The organism is Suicoccus acidiformans, from assembly GCF_003546865.1.
GTDB lineage: Bacteria > Bacillota > Bacilli > Lactobacillales > Aerococcaceae > Suicoccus > Suicoccus acidiformans.
The window spans coordinates 2,015,636-2,033,186 of the sequence record NZ_CP023434.1 but is presented as its reverse complement, the minus strand read 5'-3'; the positions used below and the strand labels follow the sequence as shown (position 1 = coordinate 2,033,186).

The 17,551-nt window shown below is 42.6% G+C and carries 13 protein-coding genes and 2 pseudogenes; 9 read left to right on the top strand and 6 right to left on the bottom strand.

The genetic code is table 11. From position 1 onward, the window contains the following. Positions 1-20 precede the first annotated feature (20 nt). From nrdG to CL176_RS09505, 3 genes are all read left to right on the top strand, one after another. Positions 21-707, top strand: coding sequence for an anaerobic ribonucleoside-triphosphate reductase activating protein (gene nrdG / locus CL176_RS09515; RefSeq protein WP_240430504.1), 687 nt, complete (start codon positions 21-23; stop codon positions 705-707). 1,454 nt (positions 708-2,161) lie between these two features. After that, positions 2,162-3,328 carry an ABC transporter substrate-binding protein gene (locus CL176_RS09510; protein ID WP_118991100.1) on the top strand — a complete coding sequence of 389 codons (1,167 nt, stop codon included), beginning with the start codon at positions 2,162-2,164 and terminating at the stop codon, positions 3,326-3,328. 237 nt (positions 3,329-3,565) lie between these two features. Beyond that, positions 3,566-4,378 carry a ZIP family metal transporter gene (locus tag CL176_RS09505; RefSeq protein WP_118991099.1) on the top strand — a complete coding sequence of 271 codons (813 nt, stop codon included), beginning with the start codon at positions 3,566-3,568 and terminating at the stop codon, positions 4,376-4,378. A gap of 289 nt (positions 4,379-4,667) precedes the next feature. Here the strand turns inward: CL176_RS09505 and CL176_RS12345 are convergent, their stop codons facing one another. Both CL176_RS12345 and CL176_RS13090 read right to left on the bottom strand, forming a co-directional pair. Continuing rightward, positions 4,668-4,817 carry a hypothetical protein gene (locus CL176_RS12345; protein ID WP_162890936.1) on the bottom strand — a complete coding sequence of 50 codons (150 nt, stop codon included), beginning with the start codon at positions 4,815-4,817 and terminating at the stop codon, positions 4,668-4,670. A gap of 351 nt (positions 4,818-5,168) precedes the next feature. Continuing rightward, complete coding sequence (locus tag CL176_RS13090) at positions 5,169-5,384, bottom strand: hypothetical protein (protein WP_118991617.1); 216 nt, start codon at positions 5,382-5,384, stop codon at positions 5,169-5,171. A gap of 352 nt (positions 5,385-5,736) precedes the next feature. Between CL176_RS13090 and CL176_RS09495 the strand changes: the two genes are divergently transcribed. Next, positions 5,737-6,423, top strand: coding sequence for a CPBP family intramembrane glutamic endopeptidase (locus tag CL176_RS09495; RefSeq protein ID WP_118991098.1), 687 nt, complete (start codon positions 5,737-5,739; stop codon positions 6,421-6,423). Positions 6,424-6,657: 234 nt separating this feature from the next. Here the strand turns inward: CL176_RS09495 and CL176_RS09490 are convergent, their stop codons facing one another. Beyond that, positions 6,658-7,311 carry a hypothetical protein gene (locus CL176_RS09490; protein WP_118991097.1) on the bottom strand — a complete coding sequence of 218 codons (654 nt, stop codon included), beginning with the start codon at positions 7,309-7,311 and terminating at the stop codon, positions 6,658-6,660. 1,115 nt (positions 7,312-8,426) lie between these two features. Next, positions 8,427-9,263 carry an NAD(P)H-hydrate dehydratase gene (locus CL176_RS09485; protein ID WP_118991096.1) on the bottom strand — a complete coding sequence of 279 codons (837 nt, stop codon included), beginning with the start codon at positions 9,261-9,263 and terminating at the stop codon, positions 8,427-8,429. Positions 9,264-9,418: 155 nt separating this feature from the next. Between CL176_RS09485 and CL176_RS09480 the strand changes: the two genes are divergently transcribed. After that, positions 9,419-10,519: a hypothetical protein gene (locus CL176_RS09480; RefSeq protein WP_118991095.1), complete on the top strand. Its 1,101-nt coding sequence runs from the start codon at positions 9,419-9,421 to the stop codon at positions 10,517-10,519. 64 nt (positions 10,520-10,583) lie between these two features. Here CL176_RS09480 and CL176_RS09475 read toward each other — a convergent pair whose 3' ends face one another. Together CL176_RS09475 and CL176_RS09470 are read right to left on the bottom strand one after the other, a co-directional pair. Next, positions 10,584-11,807 (bottom strand): serine hydroxymethyltransferase, encoded by a 1,224-nt coding sequence (locus CL176_RS09475; RefSeq protein ID WP_162890935.1) that lies wholly within the window; start codon positions 11,805-11,807, stop codon positions 10,584-10,586. A 901-nt stretch (positions 11,808-12,708) separates the two neighbouring features. Next, positions 12,709-13,548 carry an AraC family transcriptional regulator gene (locus CL176_RS09470; protein WP_118991094.1) on the bottom strand — a complete coding sequence of 280 codons (840 nt, stop codon included), beginning with the start codon at positions 13,546-13,548 and terminating at the stop codon, positions 12,709-12,711. A 155-nt stretch (positions 13,549-13,703) separates the two neighbouring features. Here CL176_RS09470 and CL176_RS12340 point away from each other — a divergent pair, with 155 nt between their 5' ends. The 4 genes and pseudogenes from CL176_RS12340 (at position 13,704) to galT (ending at position 17,439) form a co-directional block, all read left to right on the top strand. Continuing rightward, positions 13,704-13,880, top strand: coding sequence for a hypothetical protein (locus tag CL176_RS12340; protein ID WP_162890934.1), 177 nt, complete (start codon positions 13,704-13,706; stop codon positions 13,878-13,880). Next, positions 13,862-14,775 (top strand): annotated as a pseudogene (locus tag CL176_RS09465) (aldose epimerase family protein). Before CL176_RS12340 ends, CL176_RS09465 begins: the two are co-directional and overlap by 19 nt. Further along, a complete protein-coding gene (locus tag CL176_RS09455; protein ID WP_118991091.1) occupies positions 14,756-15,931 on the top strand; it encodes a galactokinase in 1,176 nt (391 codons plus the stop codon). The pseudogene CL176_RS09465 and the gene CL176_RS09455 overlap by 20 nt, the downstream one beginning before the upstream one ends. Before the next feature lie 12 nt (positions 15,932-15,943). After that, positions 15,944-17,439 (top strand): annotated as a pseudogene (galT, locus tag CL176_RS09450) (UDP-glucose--hexose-1-phosphate uridylyltransferase). Positions 17,440-17,551 lie beyond the last annotated feature (112 nt).

Below are 17,551 nucleotides of genomic sequence, written 5' to 3'. Positions count from 1 at the left end.
TGGAGAGAGGAGACACCCAATTGACGAGGATTACGAGAGAGATGATTCAAGCGATTAATGAAGGTGTCTATACTGATATTTCCAAAGAGGATATTCGGGCGATTCGCGAGGAGCGCTTGAATAAGATTATTGAGCAGAGCACCTTGAGTTATCGCTGGAATTCCATTCCTTATATGGAAACGAAGGTTGCCGATTACAAGACGGATAATTTCGTCGATGGACCCGGGGTGCGCAATGTTCTCTATGTGACTTATTGCCCTTTCGCATGCGAGGAATGTTACAATGAGTCTATCCAAGACTATCGGAATGGCTTTGACTATACGGATGAGCTTCAAGCGCTAATTATAGCAGACTTGGGGAAGGCTTATATTCAAGGTTTATCCTTGCTAGGCGGGGAGCCGACCTTGAATGCCAAGACCTTGTTGCCTTTGGTTGAAGAGGTGCGCCAGGTCTATGGTGAGACGAAAGATATTTGGATGTGGACCGGCTATCTCTATGAAACTTTGAATGCCTTGCCTGATACAGATGAGCGCAAACAGTTGCTTCAAGCGGTGGATGTGGTGGTCGATGGCCAGTATATTAAAGAGTACCGAGATGAAGCGAATCCACCCGTCTTTCGCGGCAGTTCCAACCAGCGTATCATTGACGTGAAGCAATCCGTTGCCACTAATCAGGTGGTGGAATTAACTGAGTATTATAAGCCATAACACTAAGCAACCACTGCTCTTTTCAAGGAATTGAAAAGGGCAGTGGTTTTTGGTAGGGAGAAATGCCGAAGGGATTTCGTCTTATCTAGGCGTCATAGGTGGATATAGGGTTTGGTTTCGGATGTATTAGTTAGATTGTAAAAATTTGATGACTTATTTCGTCGGAGAAAAGTTAAAGCGACTGAATCGAAATGTCATCTGTGAGCTGTAAGTCATGTGCAGACGACTTGCCACGTAAGTAAAAAGTCGGCTGACTATAAAGGTAGTTTATACCATGATCGTCAAGGAAGGGCAAAGATGTCGAAGCGGCTTGCAGGGTTATGGGTAGCGCTAGTTTAGTGATTCGATCAGCAATAGCCCATGCAGGTAATGAAAAGCCCCTAGGTTTATCGACCATAATCGATAAATGAAGGGGTTTGACGATAGAAGGCAATCGGTACACGGTCGACGGCTTAGAAACAATCCGTTTTTGCGTTGAACGCGTTCTATATACAGCTGTATAAAGGCATCACTATAGGATACACGGTTCGCATAGACTGCATTAAGATAGGGTGATTTCTCAAGATACTCATGTTGTTCATCGGGAAAGTTTTTGAACCATATTGATTGCTCCTTATGTCTTCGCTTGTGCAAAAAATTTTATTTTTTTCATCCCTGTTCATAGAAATTATTCTGTTCTCAGGGGCTGTTCATAAAAAAGTTTGGCCATCATGAATTGCACACAAGATAAAATCTGTTCTCAATAGTTGTACAGAACTATGTGTCCATTATAAAAAGTTTGATTGATGATAGACTAACGTGGTAAGAGACTACAACGTAAGTGAAAAGCCGTTTGACATGCGTGGTAGGCATCCACCACGCAGGTGGAAGGTGTCTAGACTTACGTGGTGGCAATCTACGACGTAAATGAACTGTGTTTTGACTATCTTGGTGAAAGGCTACCACGATAGTCAAGAAAGGTCAGACGGTTTTTAGCGATTTTTGCTCAAGTCTATATAGCGCGTCAGAGTGTGTAATTAAGTTACGAAAATAATGCCAATGTCGCCCCTTAGTCATTCCAGATAGAGTTCTGGTATCTATTCGGTGCAGTTAACTAAAGGGATCCTTGAAGTTTGGGCCCTAGACACATTATAATTTGCACAAAGTTATTGACAACATTTCAAAAATCAAGTATAGTTATGCCAACGAATAACCAAGGAGGCACTCGCAGTGGCGGAGCAAATATTTCTACAATTGAATAATTTCGCATTCGTCAGCGTCGTCGTGGTCAACAACTGATCTACGACGAGGCATGTTTGCGGTACTCGCGTAGATGGCGTTCCAATCTATTGCGGGTACCGAATATATAGGGATATTTTTAGCGGCTAGAACACGCTAAGCTATCATATTCTACCCCATTAGATTGAGCGGAATCTAATGGGGTTTTTTCGTACAAATTTGAGGAGGTTGTACATATGAAGACAGAATGGTTAAAGAAAGCGGTTCTAGGTTTGATGGCAGGGAGCTTGTTATTGGTTGGGGGAGCGGGCAGTGTTCATGCGCAAGACGAGATTGTAATTGGTGGGAACTTGGAGTTAACCGGGAATGCGTCGGCTTATGGAGCCCCTGCAGCTCAGGCTTTAGAAATGTTGGTGGAGGAAGTGAATGCAGCAGGTGGTATTCTTGGTGGGAAGCAGTTGAAAGCTGAGATTATTGATAATCAATCCGATTTAACGGAGTCAGCGTCGATTGCTACCCGCTTAGCTGATAGCGAAGCGGTAGGGATTATTGGGCCGACTGCAACGGGTGTGACGAAGGCGGCAATTCCTGTAACCAATCGGGCTGGTGTGGCGAATATTTTTGCTGCGTCAACTGGGGACGGATTGACTTTGGATGAGTCGGGGTCTGTCTTAGAGTATATTTTCCGTGTTTGTTTCGAGGATTCCTACCAGGGGCTTGCAGCGGGTACGTATGCAAGTAAGGAATTAGGATTTAAGAAGGCGTATATCATTACCGACCAAGCTTTGGAATATTCGATGGCACTCGCCGATGCCTTTACCGAAACATTTACCCGTAATGGGGGCGAGATTGTTGGCACGCAAGCTTATCAATCGGGAGATACAGATTTTTCGGCTATTTTGAGTGGGTTGTTGGGGCAAGATTTAGATTTAATTTATATTCCAGGCTACTATACGGAAACGGGCTTAATTATCAAGCAGGCGCGTGAATTGGGGATTACAGCGCCTATTATGGGTGGAGATGGTTACCATAGCGAAACGTTGATGGAATTAGCCGGCAAAGAGAATGCGACGGATATTTATTTTACAACGCACTTTTCATTGGAAGATGAGGATCCAAAAGTTCAGACTTTCATTCAGAATTTCGAAGCGAAATTTGGCAATAAACCGGATACATTCTCTGCTTTAGGTTACGATGCAGGCAGTTTGCTTGTTGATGCCATTGAACGAGCAGGCTCAACCGACCGAGATGCCATCCAAAAAGCGCTCGCAGAAACCAAGGATTTTGCAGGAATTACCGGGACGTTCTCCATTGACGAGCAACATAATCCAACGAAGCCAACCCTTATGCTGAAACTGGAACAAGGGGAAGTCGCCGATATTCAAGAGGCATCTGCGGAATAGAGCTATTTGCTCCGAGCGATATTCTCGTAAATTAAATGCAAACACCATTTTTTGGGCAGAACTATGCTCAAAAGATGGTGTTTTTCACGAGAGGTAGGCTATCATGTATGGTATTTCAGAGATTATTTCACAAATTGCCTTATTCACTAGCCTTTTGCTCGTTATCTACACCAATAAGGAGTATACTCGAATTGTATTATATTATTGGAGTCTATTTATGCAAAGGGAGTGTGATTTATGGCTTGGTTTGTGGATTTGAATCCGATTATACAGGCATTAATAGCCGGCTTGTTTACTTGGGGAGTTACAATTTTAGGTTCATCCTTGGTGTTTTTTGTAAATGAGGTGAATGACAAACTGTTGGCTGTGATGAATGGCTTTGCGGCCGGCGTAATGATTGCCGCGTCTTTCTGGTCGCTCTTGGCACCTTCGATTGACTACGCCCAGGCTTTAGGTTATGGCAGGGGTTCATTTATTCCGGCAGCGGTCGGCTTTTTGCTTGGGGGCGTGGTTTTGCGATTAGTGGACCGACTGATTCCGCATATGCATGTGGCGAGTAATCAGCCGGAAGGCCCCGATAGCCATTGGAGCAAAACATTGCTCTTATTCATCGCAATTACGATTCATAATATTCCCGAAGGTTTATCGATTGGGGTCGCCTTTGGTGCTGCGGCGATTGCTAGTGCCGAAGGGGCTACCTTAGCTGGTGCTGTAGCCTTAGCTTTAGGAATTGGCTTACAGAACTTTCCCGAAGGTTCCGCCTTATCGCTCCCTATTCGAGCTGGAGGCGAGGATAAATGGCGCGCCTTTCATATCGGACAGCTATCCGCCATTGTAGAACCCGTTGCTGCCGTCTTAGGCGCGTGGTTAGTGCTACAAGTAACCAGCGTGTTGCCTTATGCCTTGTCTTTTGCTGCCGGCGCCATGTTCTTTGTCTGTATAGAAGAATTAATCCCCGATTCCCAAAAGAGTCAACACTCCGAACTCGGCACAATGGCTTTTATGCTAGGCTTTGTTGTGATGATGACCCTGGATGTAGCCCTGGGCTAGAGCGAAGTATCCGTTCTAGATGTATGCTAATTCGAATACAAAAAAGTTGATGCCACGGCGATCGCCGTGGCTTCCGTATCGAACTCGCTCATTGAGGCTTCAGCCTTATTGGGTTGATCCGAAGGCTATTTGTGCAGGGGTCGAGCTTGACCTTCTTTGACTATCGTGGTAGCATCTTACCACGCTAGTCAACCGGCCTTCCACTTACGTGGTGGACACCTACCACGTAAGTCATCCGCCTTTTCAGTTACGTGGTGGCGCTCTACCACGCAAGTCAAAGGCCTTCTCTCTATCGTGGTGGACACTTACCACGATAGTCTGCCATCTTCTGAGTGACTAGAATCGGGGGCTCTCTCCTTGCAAGGCCTAGCACCGATTGGATTAAAATAAAGGTTGATGCCACGGCGATCGCCGTGGCTTCCGTATCGAACTCGCTCATTGAGGCTTCAGCCTTATTGGGTTGATCCGAAGGCTATTTGTGCAGGGGGCGAGTTTAACCTTTATTGACTATCGTGGTAGCATCTTACCACGCTAGTCAACCGGCCTTCCACTTACGTGGTGGACACCTACCACGTAAGTCATCCGCCTTTTCAGTTACGTGGTGGCACTCTACCACGCAAGTCAAAGGCCCTCTCACTATCGTGGTACAACTCTACCACGATAGTTAACCCCTTTTTCCATTTATAATGAGCACTTAAATACGCCAATAGCCGAAAAGGCTACTGGCGCTTGTCAAAGTAAAAGCACTGTAGAAGTTGTAAGCAAACTCGCCTTCATTAATGATGCGTCATCAGCAATCGAGAAGTCCCACAGTGATAGAACAGATCTTTGCCTTTGACACAGCGAAGTAATGATGCTCTTTGGGTGTTTCGACTAAGATGCGTTGACTAATGAGTAGATTTTTGTTGATGCGTACATCTGTGATCTGTTCGAGGAGAATAGTAAAATTGCTTACATTTAACTTGATTATAAGGGGACGGAAATACAGTTTGTGATGGGTTAATATTAAATGGCCACCGCAATCATTCTGCCTAGAGAAATAGCGGTTGGCTTCAGATAGACGGAGGACCTCTTTCTAGTCAGCGATTTTTACCCCATACTTTACAGCGATGTCTTGTTCCTTGCAAATCTCTCCTTTGCTGTGCTTGGCTAAGTCATATGATTTATTCGTCTAATGTCATCTATATTATAGTTGTTGCGTATTGATATTATGTAAATAATTCGTCTCAAACATATGAGGGATTAAGTCAAAAGTCTTTGCATGACTCAGGTTATGACACGCGCCACTTCTCATTTGCCAATAGTTTTGTTAAGATATAGTCACCGTAAATTATATTGTATTAAAAGAGAGGTAAGTTATGAATTCTAAAAGTTTGTCAATTTGGCGACGTATTGGTGTGCTAATTCTAGGTTTCTTGCTCGTTTTACTACAGAGTGTCTTCAATGCGAGTTTCGGTTTCTTTAGCTCCGTTCCCTTTAATCGTTGGGGAGCAATTATCCTAGGAATTGTCCTGAGCGCTGTTATCATCTTTGTAGTATACAAAATATATCAAAAAGCTTCTGACCACTCTTTAGAGTGGTTAGATGGGAAGAATGCTGCTCGTCTCCTGCTTTTCCTAGGGGCTATTCTCATAATGACTCAGCTTGGAACCATGCTAATGGAGCGTATTTATCAAACGGACACAACAGCCAATGACCAACTTTTGTTAGACATCTTAACGAATTTAGATGTGCCAGGGAAGATAAGTTATGTTCTATCTACAGTTATTTTTGCCCCGGTGATTGAAGAGTTTTTCTTCAGAGGTATTATGGGAGATGTAGTATTCAAGGGGTTAAATGAATGGCTTGTGATTCTTCTGTCGAGTCTATTCTTCTCGGTGATGCATTTGAGCAATAACCCTATTTCCTTTATTATTTACGCAGGGATGGGGGCCATTCTACATCTCGCTTATAATCGGCGCCATAATGTGATGGATTCGATTTGGGTGCATCTGTTGAATAATGCCATTGCGGTGATAGGGCAATTTATCATGCTGTACAATTAAGTAAATCTTTACTGGACGAAATACGCAAGTTGAGCGTATTTCGTCCAGTATTTTTAATGGGGTGGATTCATGGCGCAAGTTAGCGACTGCTAGTGGTAGTGACTTTAGAGAAGGATGCTAGGTCAATACTCATTGGACAAACAAGAGGAAGTGAATGATGTCGACCAGTGTGTAGCAAGTTACTGGGAGAATGCGATTAAAGCGATGCATCAAGATTGCCTATGCCGGACCAAATTACAGAGAAAGGGATAGGGCGGATGTGAATAATTCTAAGATTGGCGTTTGATAGAAATGTAAGAGTGTATGCGGTAGCACCATAACGGCATAGGTCCAGGCAAGACCGGATCGTTTTTCAGGATAGGTTCTGAGTCGGCCCACGGCTAAACTGAGGAAGATTATGTGCACGCCAATTTTTTCCAGGAGGGCAGCCTGGAGGCCGAAGAATAGCAAACCAAAGGGATGGCTATAATTTATGTCCAAGCCGGAGTTCTTGGCGCTGTAAACATTAATCGCGGATAAAACCATCGTTACAGCCATTACGATGAGTTTTTGCTGCCAGGAAAGTTTTTTGCTCGGGTATGTAATGTGATGTGCTCTGAGAGTCGCTTGGCTAACGAGGTATGCTAGGGCAGTGTATAAGAGAAGCATAAGGCCGAGTAGGCCTCCTTGGAGTAATATGAAAAGGGCTGAGAGGAGCCCGATGATTAGTCCGTGGCCTAAGTCACGTTTGGTGACGTGGGCTCGATGTCTCCAGCCAAGCCAATAGGTTAACGTAAATAGCAGCAAGAACCAAGGTGTTTTTAGTAAGCCGGTAGGATCATAAACAGCTGCCAGCGATAAGGCAATGAAGAATAAGCTCATCCCCACAAGTTGCTTTTGCTCAGTCATGTGATCACTTTCTTTGATAAACCTAAGCAAATCGATACTAAATCTTTTTTGCAATTATCCGTGGCCTTATTATGCGAAGCTCTACTATTCTGGATACAGAACGAGTATGTAGGCTCCTTTCTGAGGGTGTTTCTCTTCATAGTAGATATTCCAATGATATCCACCCTTCGGAAACGTTCTAGTTTCGCCTTGAAGTTCAAAAGCAAAGTCACTAATGCGGTTTAGAATGGTCTCACCATGACCAAGGCTAGGCTCATTGATATAGAATTCAATTTGCGTTGGTTGACCTCCAGCGAAATCAATATTGCTGGCAGATTTGCGTGGTAGATACTTACCACGCTAGTGAGAAAGGCTCTGACTATCGTGGTAGAGTTGCACCACGTAACTGGAACGGTGGCAGACTATCGTGGTAGGTGTCTCCCACGTAAGTGGAGGGGCGTTTGACTATCGTGGTAGAACATCACCACGATAGTCAAGAAAGTTCAAACCACAAACCCAGCACTAATAGACTTCGAATCACCCAACTGAGGTATCAGGTGAAATGAGTATTTTAGATGCGGAAGCCACGGCGATCGCCGTGGCATCAACCTTTATTTGAATTTAGCAGGTGCTAGGCATTGCCAGGAAAGTAACCGCGGTTCTAACCGCTCAGAAGCTGGCAGATTAGCGTGGTAAGTGTCCACCACGCTAGTGAGAAAGGCTCTGACTATCGTGGTAGAGTTGCACCACGTAACAGAAACGGTGGCAGACTATCGTGGTAGGTGTCTCCCACGTAAGTGGAGGGGCGTTTGACTATCGTGGTAGAACACCACCACGCTAGTCAAGAAAGGTCAAACCCCAAATCCAGCACCAATAGCCTTCGAATCACCCAACTGAGGTAGCAGACGAAATGGGTATTTTAGATGCGGAAGCCACGGCGATCGCCGTGGCTTAAAACATCAAACATCAACTGAAGGGAATGCTTCATTGCTTTTACTGCTCAGATTATTTTAGCTCATCGAGGGAAATGGCGGAAGTGTTCGAGTCAATGCGTTGAGCCGGACGCAACAATATTTTGGGAAATTGCTTGTAGGTTAAATAAAAAGTTAGGATTCCTTTCTGATACTATTTCTCTTTTAAAACTGTTGCTTGGCATTCAGCAACTCTCGCATTACGCGGGGAATTTCTGTCACAATCTGACTTGGCAAGGTTACGTACTGGTTTAGCGCCAGTTGGTCTGCGATATAACTATGTAAGAAGACGCCGGATAGAACGGTTTCTTTCGGGGAGCTATACTGACCGAGAAGGCCAGCTAACATGCCAGCAAGTACGTCACCCATGCCACCAGTTGCCATAGCTGGGTTGCCTCCGAGGTTTTGGTACACTGTGTCATCTAAATAAATTTCGGTTCGTTCGCTTTTTAAGACGACCCACATGCCAAGGTCTGCCGTAGCTTGCTGGCGTTGCTCGACTGTGCTTTCACTCAAGGGCAGGCCAGTCAGCCTTAGCCATTCCCCTTGATGTGGTGTGGCTATGACGGTTGTTTGGGGTAAGTTTGGGCGATTTTGGCTGATGAAGTATAAAGCGTCTGCATCGAGGACAAGTTTCTGCGTGGTAATCGCGCTCAGCACGCAGTGAAAGATTGCTTCAGCTTGTGCGTCTCTGCCTAAACCTGGGCCGAGGAGAACGGTATCAGCATTATGAATGGCATCTTCTAAGGCAGTAAAATCCTGGTAGTCTATAAACATCGCCTCAGGGAGGCGTGCGTGGAGGGCGTGGAGGTTTATTGGGTCGCTTGCGACTGAGGTAAGGCCGGCACCAGAATAAACAGCTGCACTGGCTGCAAGTATAATGGCCCCACCGAAATGTGTATTCCCACCGACACAAAGCACTCGACCCATGCTCCCTTTGTAACTATCTTTAGGACGGTCGGGAAGCCAGCGGATGATGTCTGATTTGTCAATAATATGCATGAAATCAGGTCCTTTCTTGTCAATATTGTAGCATAGATTTTGTAGTATTTTGCCTTTAATAAGATGAGTTTGATAATGAATTAGCACATTAAATTTTGATAAGGAATCAGCACATTAAATATGGTAAAATTTAATTTAGAACAGGAGGGAAAATCATGAAAGTTTCGAAGAAATGGCTCAGTACTATTCTTCTCGTCTTGAGTATTGTGTTGTTTGGGGCACGTTTGGTGCAAGCAGCTGGTGGGATAACAATTGCCGGAGATCGGGCAGTTATTACAGACGATGTGGATGGAGCTTTAATCATTGTGGGAAATGACGTCGTGGTGGATGCTCATGTCAAAGGAATTGTGCTCGGCTCAGGTAATAACGTGAGAGTCAATGGAGGGATTGATGGACCAGTTTTTATTGCCGGTAACAATGTTAGCTTCAATGGCCAAACAGAGGATTTATTTATGGCTGGCAACACAGTTACTATTGGTGCGGAAGCGGAAGTAGAACGAGATGCATTCTTGGCTGGGGCAACTTTGACGGTGGACGCTCCGATTAAGCGTGATTTATATGCGGCGGGTGATACCTTGCTATTGAATGCTGATATTGAACGGGATGGATATTTCGCAGTGGATAAGGCCACAGTGAGAGATGACGCCATGATATTGGGCGATTTAACTTATTCGTCAACCAATACTAATGACGCCATAGAGCAACGAGTTGACGGTGAAATTTCCTTCCATCGAGCAAATAATGTCGAAGATGATAGGCCAATAACAGGTGCACGGATTCTAGGAATTGTTTGGTCAACGCTGGGGGCCTTATTGTCTGGCCTTCTGATTTGGTGGCTCATGAATCGAATTACCCGTGGAAACTGGCAAGGTCAAGAAGTAACTAACCGCAAGGCGTGGCAAGCGCTTTTAGTTGGGTTGGGTGCAATAATTCTTATCCCAATTATCACATTGATCATGATTATTTCTCGACTCTTTATTGAACCTGCCCTCATCCTATTTACCTTATTTATTATTGCTCTAACCCTTGGCTTTACCGTTGCGGCGGCTGCCATTGAAAGAAATCATTTATCAGAGCGTTTCGGACAAATGAAATATGCAAGAGTTTTGGCATTCATTGTTGCTTTTCTAGCCATTTATATTCTGAGCAAGTTGTCGTATATCGGTTGGTTAGTGAGCCTCTTGACAGCTACATTTGCCTTAGGTAGCTTCATCCTAGATGTTTATCAAGCCCTTCGAACGAAGCCACTCGCCTAAGTCCTTAACCCAAAAGCCTTTGAACATCTATCGATATGTTCAAAGGCTATTAATTTGGGATGAATTAAGCTTGGTGTAAAGGCCGGCCAGCTACGATTGCTTTAGCGCGCTTATGGATAGCTTCGAGTTCACTTTCTTCCGCCTGGAGGGCTTCGAGAATTAAATGAGCTACTTCACGGACATCATCTTCTTTCAATCCACGGGTAGTAACAGCAGGGGTACCAATGCGAATACCGGATGTTTCTACGAAAGATTTCTCATCATGTGGGATTGAATTCTTGTTAACGGTAATCCCCACTTGGTCTAAGCGCTCTTGGGCCCAACGTCCAGAAATACCAAACGGTGTTACATCCACTAAGAATAGATGCGTATCCGTGCCGTCAGAGATAACATTCAGAGGACTTTCTAAGAAGACATCTGCCATGGCTTTAGCATTCTTAACGACTTGTTCAGCATAGACTTTAAATTCTGGCTGTAAGGCCTCACCAAGAGCAACGGCTTTCGCTGCAATAACATGCATAAGTGGTCCACCTTGAATACCAGGGAAGACCGCCGAATTGATTTTCTTGGCATGCTCTTGCTTGCCCATAATAATTCCGCCACGAGGGCCACGCAAGGTCTTGTGGGTGGTTGTAGTTACGACATCAGCATAAGGGACAGGATTTTGATGCATGCCCGCTGCGACTAGACCTGCTACATGAGCCATATCCACCATGTAAATAGCCCCGTGCTTATGAGCAATTTCACCGATACGCTTGAAGTCAATTTCACGAGAATAAGCGGACATACCAGCAATCAACATCTTAGGTTTAACCTCGCTGGCAATACGCTCCAGCTCTTCATAATCCAAGCGATTGTCTTCGTCCAGACCATAAGCATACATTTCATAGGATTGTCCTGAGAAGTTTACGGGTGAACCGTGAGTCAAATGACCCCCCATTGAAAGGTCCATCCCTAAAACTTTGTCACCAGGTTCCAAGAAAGCGCGGTAAACGGCCATATTTGCTGATGAACCTGAATGCGGTTGGACATTGGCGAACTCAGCAGCAAATAATTCCTTCGCCCGGTCAATAGCTAATTGCTCAATCACATCGACGTTCTCGCAGCCACCGTAATAACGACGTCCTGGGTAGCCTTCAGCATATTTATTTGTCAGAATTGAACCTTGGGCAGCTAAAACTGCGTCAGAAACGAAGTTTTCCGATGCAATTAACTCAATGCCTTCTAATTGACGTGTTTCTTCTTTTGCAATCATGTCAAAGACAGCGGTATCTTTAAACTCAACCATTATTATAAGCCTCACTTTATTTATTATTTAATGTATCTAGTGATTACTATAGTCGATTTTTAAAGGAATTGCTAGCTTTTTCACAACAATTATTTTGCGACAAGCTTACAGCTTAGCAGTCTGGGATTGTTAAGCTGTATAGAAAAAGGTGGGGACATTTGATGCACTCTTGCGACGAGGGAAAATTTATTGTTTAGTGTGCGCGTGGATTTGGCTGAGTAAGATTATACGATTGAGTATTTGTGTGGAAAATATGAACTCATTGAGGAAGCAATTTGAGGTATTCTTAGAAGAAGTACCTTGAACAGTTGTGGAGACTTCTGAGGAAACGAGCGATTTTGGCATGGTCATGGAGAATTGAAATAGTTTTCGGTATCGCTTTAAGTAAATTGCTAGAGTGTAACTATACATTTGTGGGGTAGGGAATGATATGCTGGATTATTGACCTATGGGCTAGAACGTGGCACACGAATGGATAAGATGGTGCGAAATCATCAGGTATTTGGAGATGCTTTTGGACAAGCTTTTGGTGATTTCCAATATAGTCGATAGAAGGATGAACACCGAGTTAGCGCATCGATTGTGCTGATTTTGAGTTCATGATAAGCAGTAGGAGGGTTAGTTCTCGCTGGATCTGGGAAGGTAGCAATCTTTTGAGTCTAGGTGACGTGAGTGTATTTGATTTTATGGGGGTTCTCAGGCTAGTTTTGTCGGTGGCACGATTAATTACTGCGTTAGGGGGGCGGAAGAGTAATTAAGCGGATTTCGTAGTTCAACTTATATTTGACAATCAATGTACTTTTTGATAAGTCGGATTTATTGTAAGATAATCTATCACCTTATATCTTATCCTAAAGAACAAAAGCAAGGAACTTTCACTTTAAAGGTTCCTTGCTTTTATTTAATGTGACTCGAGATTACGCCATTGACTAGGAGACATACCAAATTCTTTCTTAAAGGCGTTAGAGAAGACGAATTGATTGGAATAACCAATCTGGTCAGAGATAGAACCTATGGATTGATTAGGATCCTTTAAGAGCTCGAGTGCCTTGTTCATGCGGTACTGACTCAAATAAGCAGAAGGGGTAGTTTCTAGTTCGGCCTTGAATAATTTAGTCAGATAGGTACGGCTAAGTTTGCAGTGATCGGCGATATCTTTGATAGAAATATTATTTTGATAGTTTCGTGTGATGAACTTGATGGATTCTTTAATGTAAAAGTTCTGGTTATGATTGAGGTCATCATTCTGGATAGGAACAAAATCGCTAGAACCTTGGATAAGCCGATCCATTAACAAAAAGAGGGTACCAATCGTTTCTTCTTCACGATTAGTGTCTAAAAGTTGTTCAAATAAGTTAATGAAATTATCTAATGCGTAACCTTCTTGAGTTTGGTAAGTGGATTTGTTACGGCTAAAACCCATTTTACGTAAATAATTCCAAGCTTTAACACCATTAAACTCCACCCAATAGTAGGTCCAAGGTTCGTAGAGATCCGCTTGGTATGAAGTTACCTGATCAGGGGATATTAGAAAGCCTTGTCCTTGAGTGAGATATACACGTTCGTTTGTATCGATATTTCGGAATTCACCACTTCCGTCAATAATATAGTGGAGTAAATAATTATTTTGTTTCGCCAGGGGCTTGGCATGGGAAGGAGAGCAAGTTTCATAGCCAAATTGAATAGGATATAAGTCAATGTATGAGATGTTGTTGAAAATATTAGTACGCTTCTTATGCATTGAAATCACCTCAAATTTATTGTAACACAACCGATAAAATGTATCATTATATATGATATCTAAGCCTGGTTTGTCAAAATAATATATAGATTGATTTATCGCTTATTTGAAAGCGTTATCTTAGTTGGTAGAATATGTTTACAGGGGGAGATTCTATGAAGGTGACAGTAAGACCTTGGGGAAGTTATAAGAATATAGATTATGATGAGATATGGATTAAAAACCAAGAAACAGTTATTAGTTTTTCTAACTTAGTGGCAAGGGTTAATCGTTGGCAAGTAACAGATGCCTATAGTAGAGATGAACCTATTATCTGGGTTTTCAGAAGATAAAGGATGCTTTTCGATATGCTGGGTTATATTCAGGAGCCACAGTAGGCCGAGTAGCGGGTCGAATTGATAAGGGACGCGGAGAAATTGCTGGTAAATTATATCAGCTTGATACAAATGAAGGCGCTAATCAGCTTCATGGAGGACCTTATGCGTTGGATAAAGTAAAATGGGACTATTGTATTGTGGAAGAGCCACACGTTGTTCATGTAGTTTTTAGCTATGAAGATCAGGCAGGGAACAATGGTTATCCAGGTAATTTGAAAGTTCAAGTAATCCATAGTTATGACGATAAGAATACTTGGACTATCGAATATCAAGCGACTACAGACCAAGAGACCCTCTTTAACCCAACGAATCATGTTTATTTTAATTTGAACGGTCAAATGGATCAGCCAGTGACTAATCATTTCTTACAATTAAATGCAGATGCCTATTTACCACTGAGAAAGGATGGAATTCCAATAGGTAAGCAATTAAATGTTAGTGGCACAGACTTTGATTTAAGAGAGGGTCGCTTCATAGAAGACATAGTGAGTAGCCAGGAAGCCCAAATTCGGGATAGTAAGGGTCTAGACCACCCCTTCCTAATAGAGGAACAAGAAGTTGAAGTGGCTATGTCATTATTCTTACCCGAGAAGAAACGTTATTTAGAGGTAAGGATCAACCAAGCTTAGTTATCTACACTGCCAATCAGCTGGAAGATAATCTAGTTATGTGGGGACGATCCCTTGTGAACCATGGAGGGATAACTTCTGAGGCTCAATTACCACCCGACGCCATCAATCAATCGCATTTAGGGAATGTTATTCTCAAGCCTGAAGCGGATTATTACAGTAAGACAAGTTACCAATTACACATTGATAAGGAGGCTAACAATGACACAAAAAATCTATAAACATTTAGAGGAAGTATATAAACAACTGTCGTCCGTAGGAGGACAATTCTTTTTTTCCCCTGGTCGAGTGAATCTTATCGGCGAACATACGGATTACAACGGAGGGCATGTTTTTCCAGCAGCAATTACGTTAGGAACTTATGGTTTAATTGGACTCAGAGAGGATAGAAAGATAAAGTGCTACTCGTTGAATTTTCAAGATCAGGGTGTGGTTGAATTTAGCTTAGATCAACTAGGCTATCGAGCTAACCATGCTTGGGCAAATTATGTTAAAGGCGTGGTTAAGTTTCTCAATGAGGAACAAGAATTTGTGGACCGTGGCTTTAATTTGGTAGTTTATGGCAATATTCCGAATGGTGCCGGCCTATCTTCCTCTGCTTCTTTAGAGTTACTGGTTGCTTATGCTTTAAATGAGCTTTTCGATGGTGAATTGAGGCGTCAAGAACTTGCTCGGATTGGTCAAAGTGTGGAAAATTACTTTGTCGGTGTTAATTCAGGTATAATGGATCAATTTGCAGTAGCTATGGGACAAGTAAATCAGGCTATTTTCCTTGATGTGAATACAATGAATTATGAATTAATACCTGCTGATTTCGGTGATTATAAAATCTTGATTATGAATACCAATAAACGCAGAGAGTTGGTTGATTCTAAGTATAACCAACGTCGAGCTGAGTGCGAAGCTGCTTTATTGGCTTTACAAGAAGCACTAGCAATAGATAGTCTTGGTGAACTAACTAGTGACGATCTTGAAAGCCACAAAGGACTGTTGCAAGACCCTACTCTCCTGAAGCGGGCTAGACATGCAGTCTCAGAGAACGGAAGAACCTTACTTGCCAAAGAGGCACTGACAACTGGGGACCTTGTGACTTTCGGGCAACTTCTCAATGCTTCTCATCAATCGCTTAAGAATGATTATGAGGTAACTGGTGTCGAATTAGACACATTAGCCGAAACGGCTCAAAAGCAATCAGGAGTGCTGGGTGCCCGAATGACAGGAGCTGGTATGGGGGGCTGTGCCATCGCGCTTGTTCATAAAGATAGTGTAGAGGATGTTATTAAGGCAGTACAGGAAGTCTATACCCAAGTGATTGGATACGAGGCTGGCTTCTTCCTTGCTGAAGTAGGGGACGGAGTTAAGCAAGTTTCCCAGTGAAAGGAGAAGACAATGACTAATATTAGTCAAAGTATCCATGACTATGTAAGAAAAGCAATTCAGATGCAAATGCTTGACCCGATGGATCAGATATACGTGCAGAATCGGCTTTTAGCTATTCTAGGACTTGATGAGATGGGGGTAGTTTCTAATCATGAATTGGAAGAGGAGCTGCAAGATTATCTTGATAAACTTGTAGCATATGCTATTCAAGAAGAAATTATCGATAGCAAGCAATTTAGTCGGGAAATTCTTGAGGCCGAAATTATGGATTTATTAATCCCCTACCCATCAACAGTAAATCAGGTTTTCTGGGATTATTATCAGGAGGATAAGGTTAAAGCGACTGATTACTTTTATCAGCTTTCCCGTACTAGTGACTATATAAAAACTCGTCATATTGCTAAGAATGTTCATTTTAAAGCAAAGAGTGAATATGGTGATTTAGAAATTACCATTAATCTTTCTAAACCAGAAAAAGACCCTAAGGAAATTAAAGCGGCTAAGCATGCACCGAAATCTCATTATCCTGCTTGTGCTCTATGTATGGAAAATGAAGGCTATCGGGGTCATATTAATCATGCTGCACGGCAGAATCATCGAATTATTCGACTGAAGTTAGGGGATGAGATATACGGGTTTCAATATTCACCTTATGTATATTACAACGAGCACTCCATTTTTCTCAATGAAACTCATCGGCCAATGGTTATTAATCGTAAATGTTTTAGAAATTTACTTCAAATAGTTGAGCAGTTTCCGCATTATTTTGCAGGGTCGAATGCAGATTTACCAATTGTTGGGGCTCTATTCTAGCACATGATCACTATCAAGGTGGACGACATAAGTTCCCAATGGATAATGCCAAAAGTTATCAAGTTATTGAATTGTCGAATTATCCTGAAGTTAAAGTTGAACTAGTTAAATGGCCGTTGTCAGTGATTCGATTAAGCTCTACGAAGATGACCCCCCTTGTAGAATTAGCAACAGCAATTCATGAACATTGGCAGACATACTCAGATCCAACTCATAATATTATTTCTCATAGTGGCGAAACTCCTCATAATACTGTCACGCCTATTGCTCGAAGAAAGGGAAAGGCTTACGAGTTGGATATTGTTTTACGAAATAATCGGTGCAGTGAAGAATTCCCTGATGGGATTTTCCATCCTCATAAGGATATCCAACATATCAAAAAAGAAAACATTGGATTGATTGAAGTAATGGGACTAGCAATCTTACCAGCACGTTTAGTTGAGGAGTTGAATCAGGTGGGGCAATATTTACTTGGTCAGATTGATTTAGAACAGGTTGAATATATTCATCAAACTTGGGCTCAAAGCTTGAAAGAAAAGTATTCAGAGAAAGATTCTGATGCTTTACCTGGGATACTTGAAAAGGAAGTTGGGCTTAAATTTGCTCGAGTTCTGGAGGATGCTGGTGTTTATAAGCAGACTTCAGAGGGTCGTGCAGGTCTAGAAACATTTATTAAGAGTTTAAATTCATAAGCAACTTATTTCAGAGAGAAAATTAATTGGTTTGACTAAGAGCGTAGTGTTCTAGATTATTTCTTTAAAACAGTGATTAGTCACTAATCTTCCATATTCCTTTTATGGAAGA

Coding starts and splice junctions, on each gene's coding strand:
- CL176_RS09485 (WP_118991096.1), bottom strand. CDS start 9,263: ATGCATATTATTGACAAATCAGACATCATCCGCTGGCTTCCCGACCGT.
- CL176_RS09475 (WP_162890935.1), bottom strand. CDS start 11,807: ATGGTTGAGTTTAAAGATACCGCTGTCTTTGACATGATTGCAAAAGAA.
- CL176_RS09510 (WP_118991100.1), top strand. CDS start 2,162: ATGAAGACAGAATGGTTAAAGAAAGCGGTTCTAGGTTTGATGGCAGGG.
- CL176_RS09455 (WP_118991091.1), top strand. CDS start 14,756: ATGACACAAAAAATCTATAAACATTTAGAGGAAGTATATAAACAACTG.
- CL176_RS09495 (WP_118991098.1), top strand. CDS start 5,737: ATGAATTCTAAAAGTTTGTCAATTTGGCGACGTATTGGTGTGCTAATT.
- CL176_RS09490 (WP_118991097.1), bottom strand. CDS start 7,311: ATGACTGAGCAAAAGCAACTTGTGGGGATGAGCTTATTCTTCATTGCC.
- CL176_RS09505 (WP_118991099.1), top strand. CDS start 3,566: ATGGCTTGGTTTGTGGATTTGAATCCGATTATACAGGCATTAATAGCC.
- CL176_RS09480 (WP_118991095.1), top strand. CDS start 9,419: ATGAAAGTTTCGAAGAAATGGCTCAGTACTATTCTTCTCGTCTTGAGT.
- CL176_RS12345 (WP_162890936.1), bottom strand. CDS start 4,817: ATGAGCGAGTTCGATACGGAAGCCACGGCGATCGCCGTGGCATCAACC.
- CL176_RS09470 (WP_118991094.1), bottom strand. CDS start 13,548: ATGCATAAGAAGCGTACTAATATTTTCAACAACATCTCATACATTGAC.
- CL176_RS12340 (WP_162890934.1), top strand. CDS start 13,704: ATGAAGGTGACAGTAAGACCTTGGGGAAGTTATAAGAATATAGATTAT.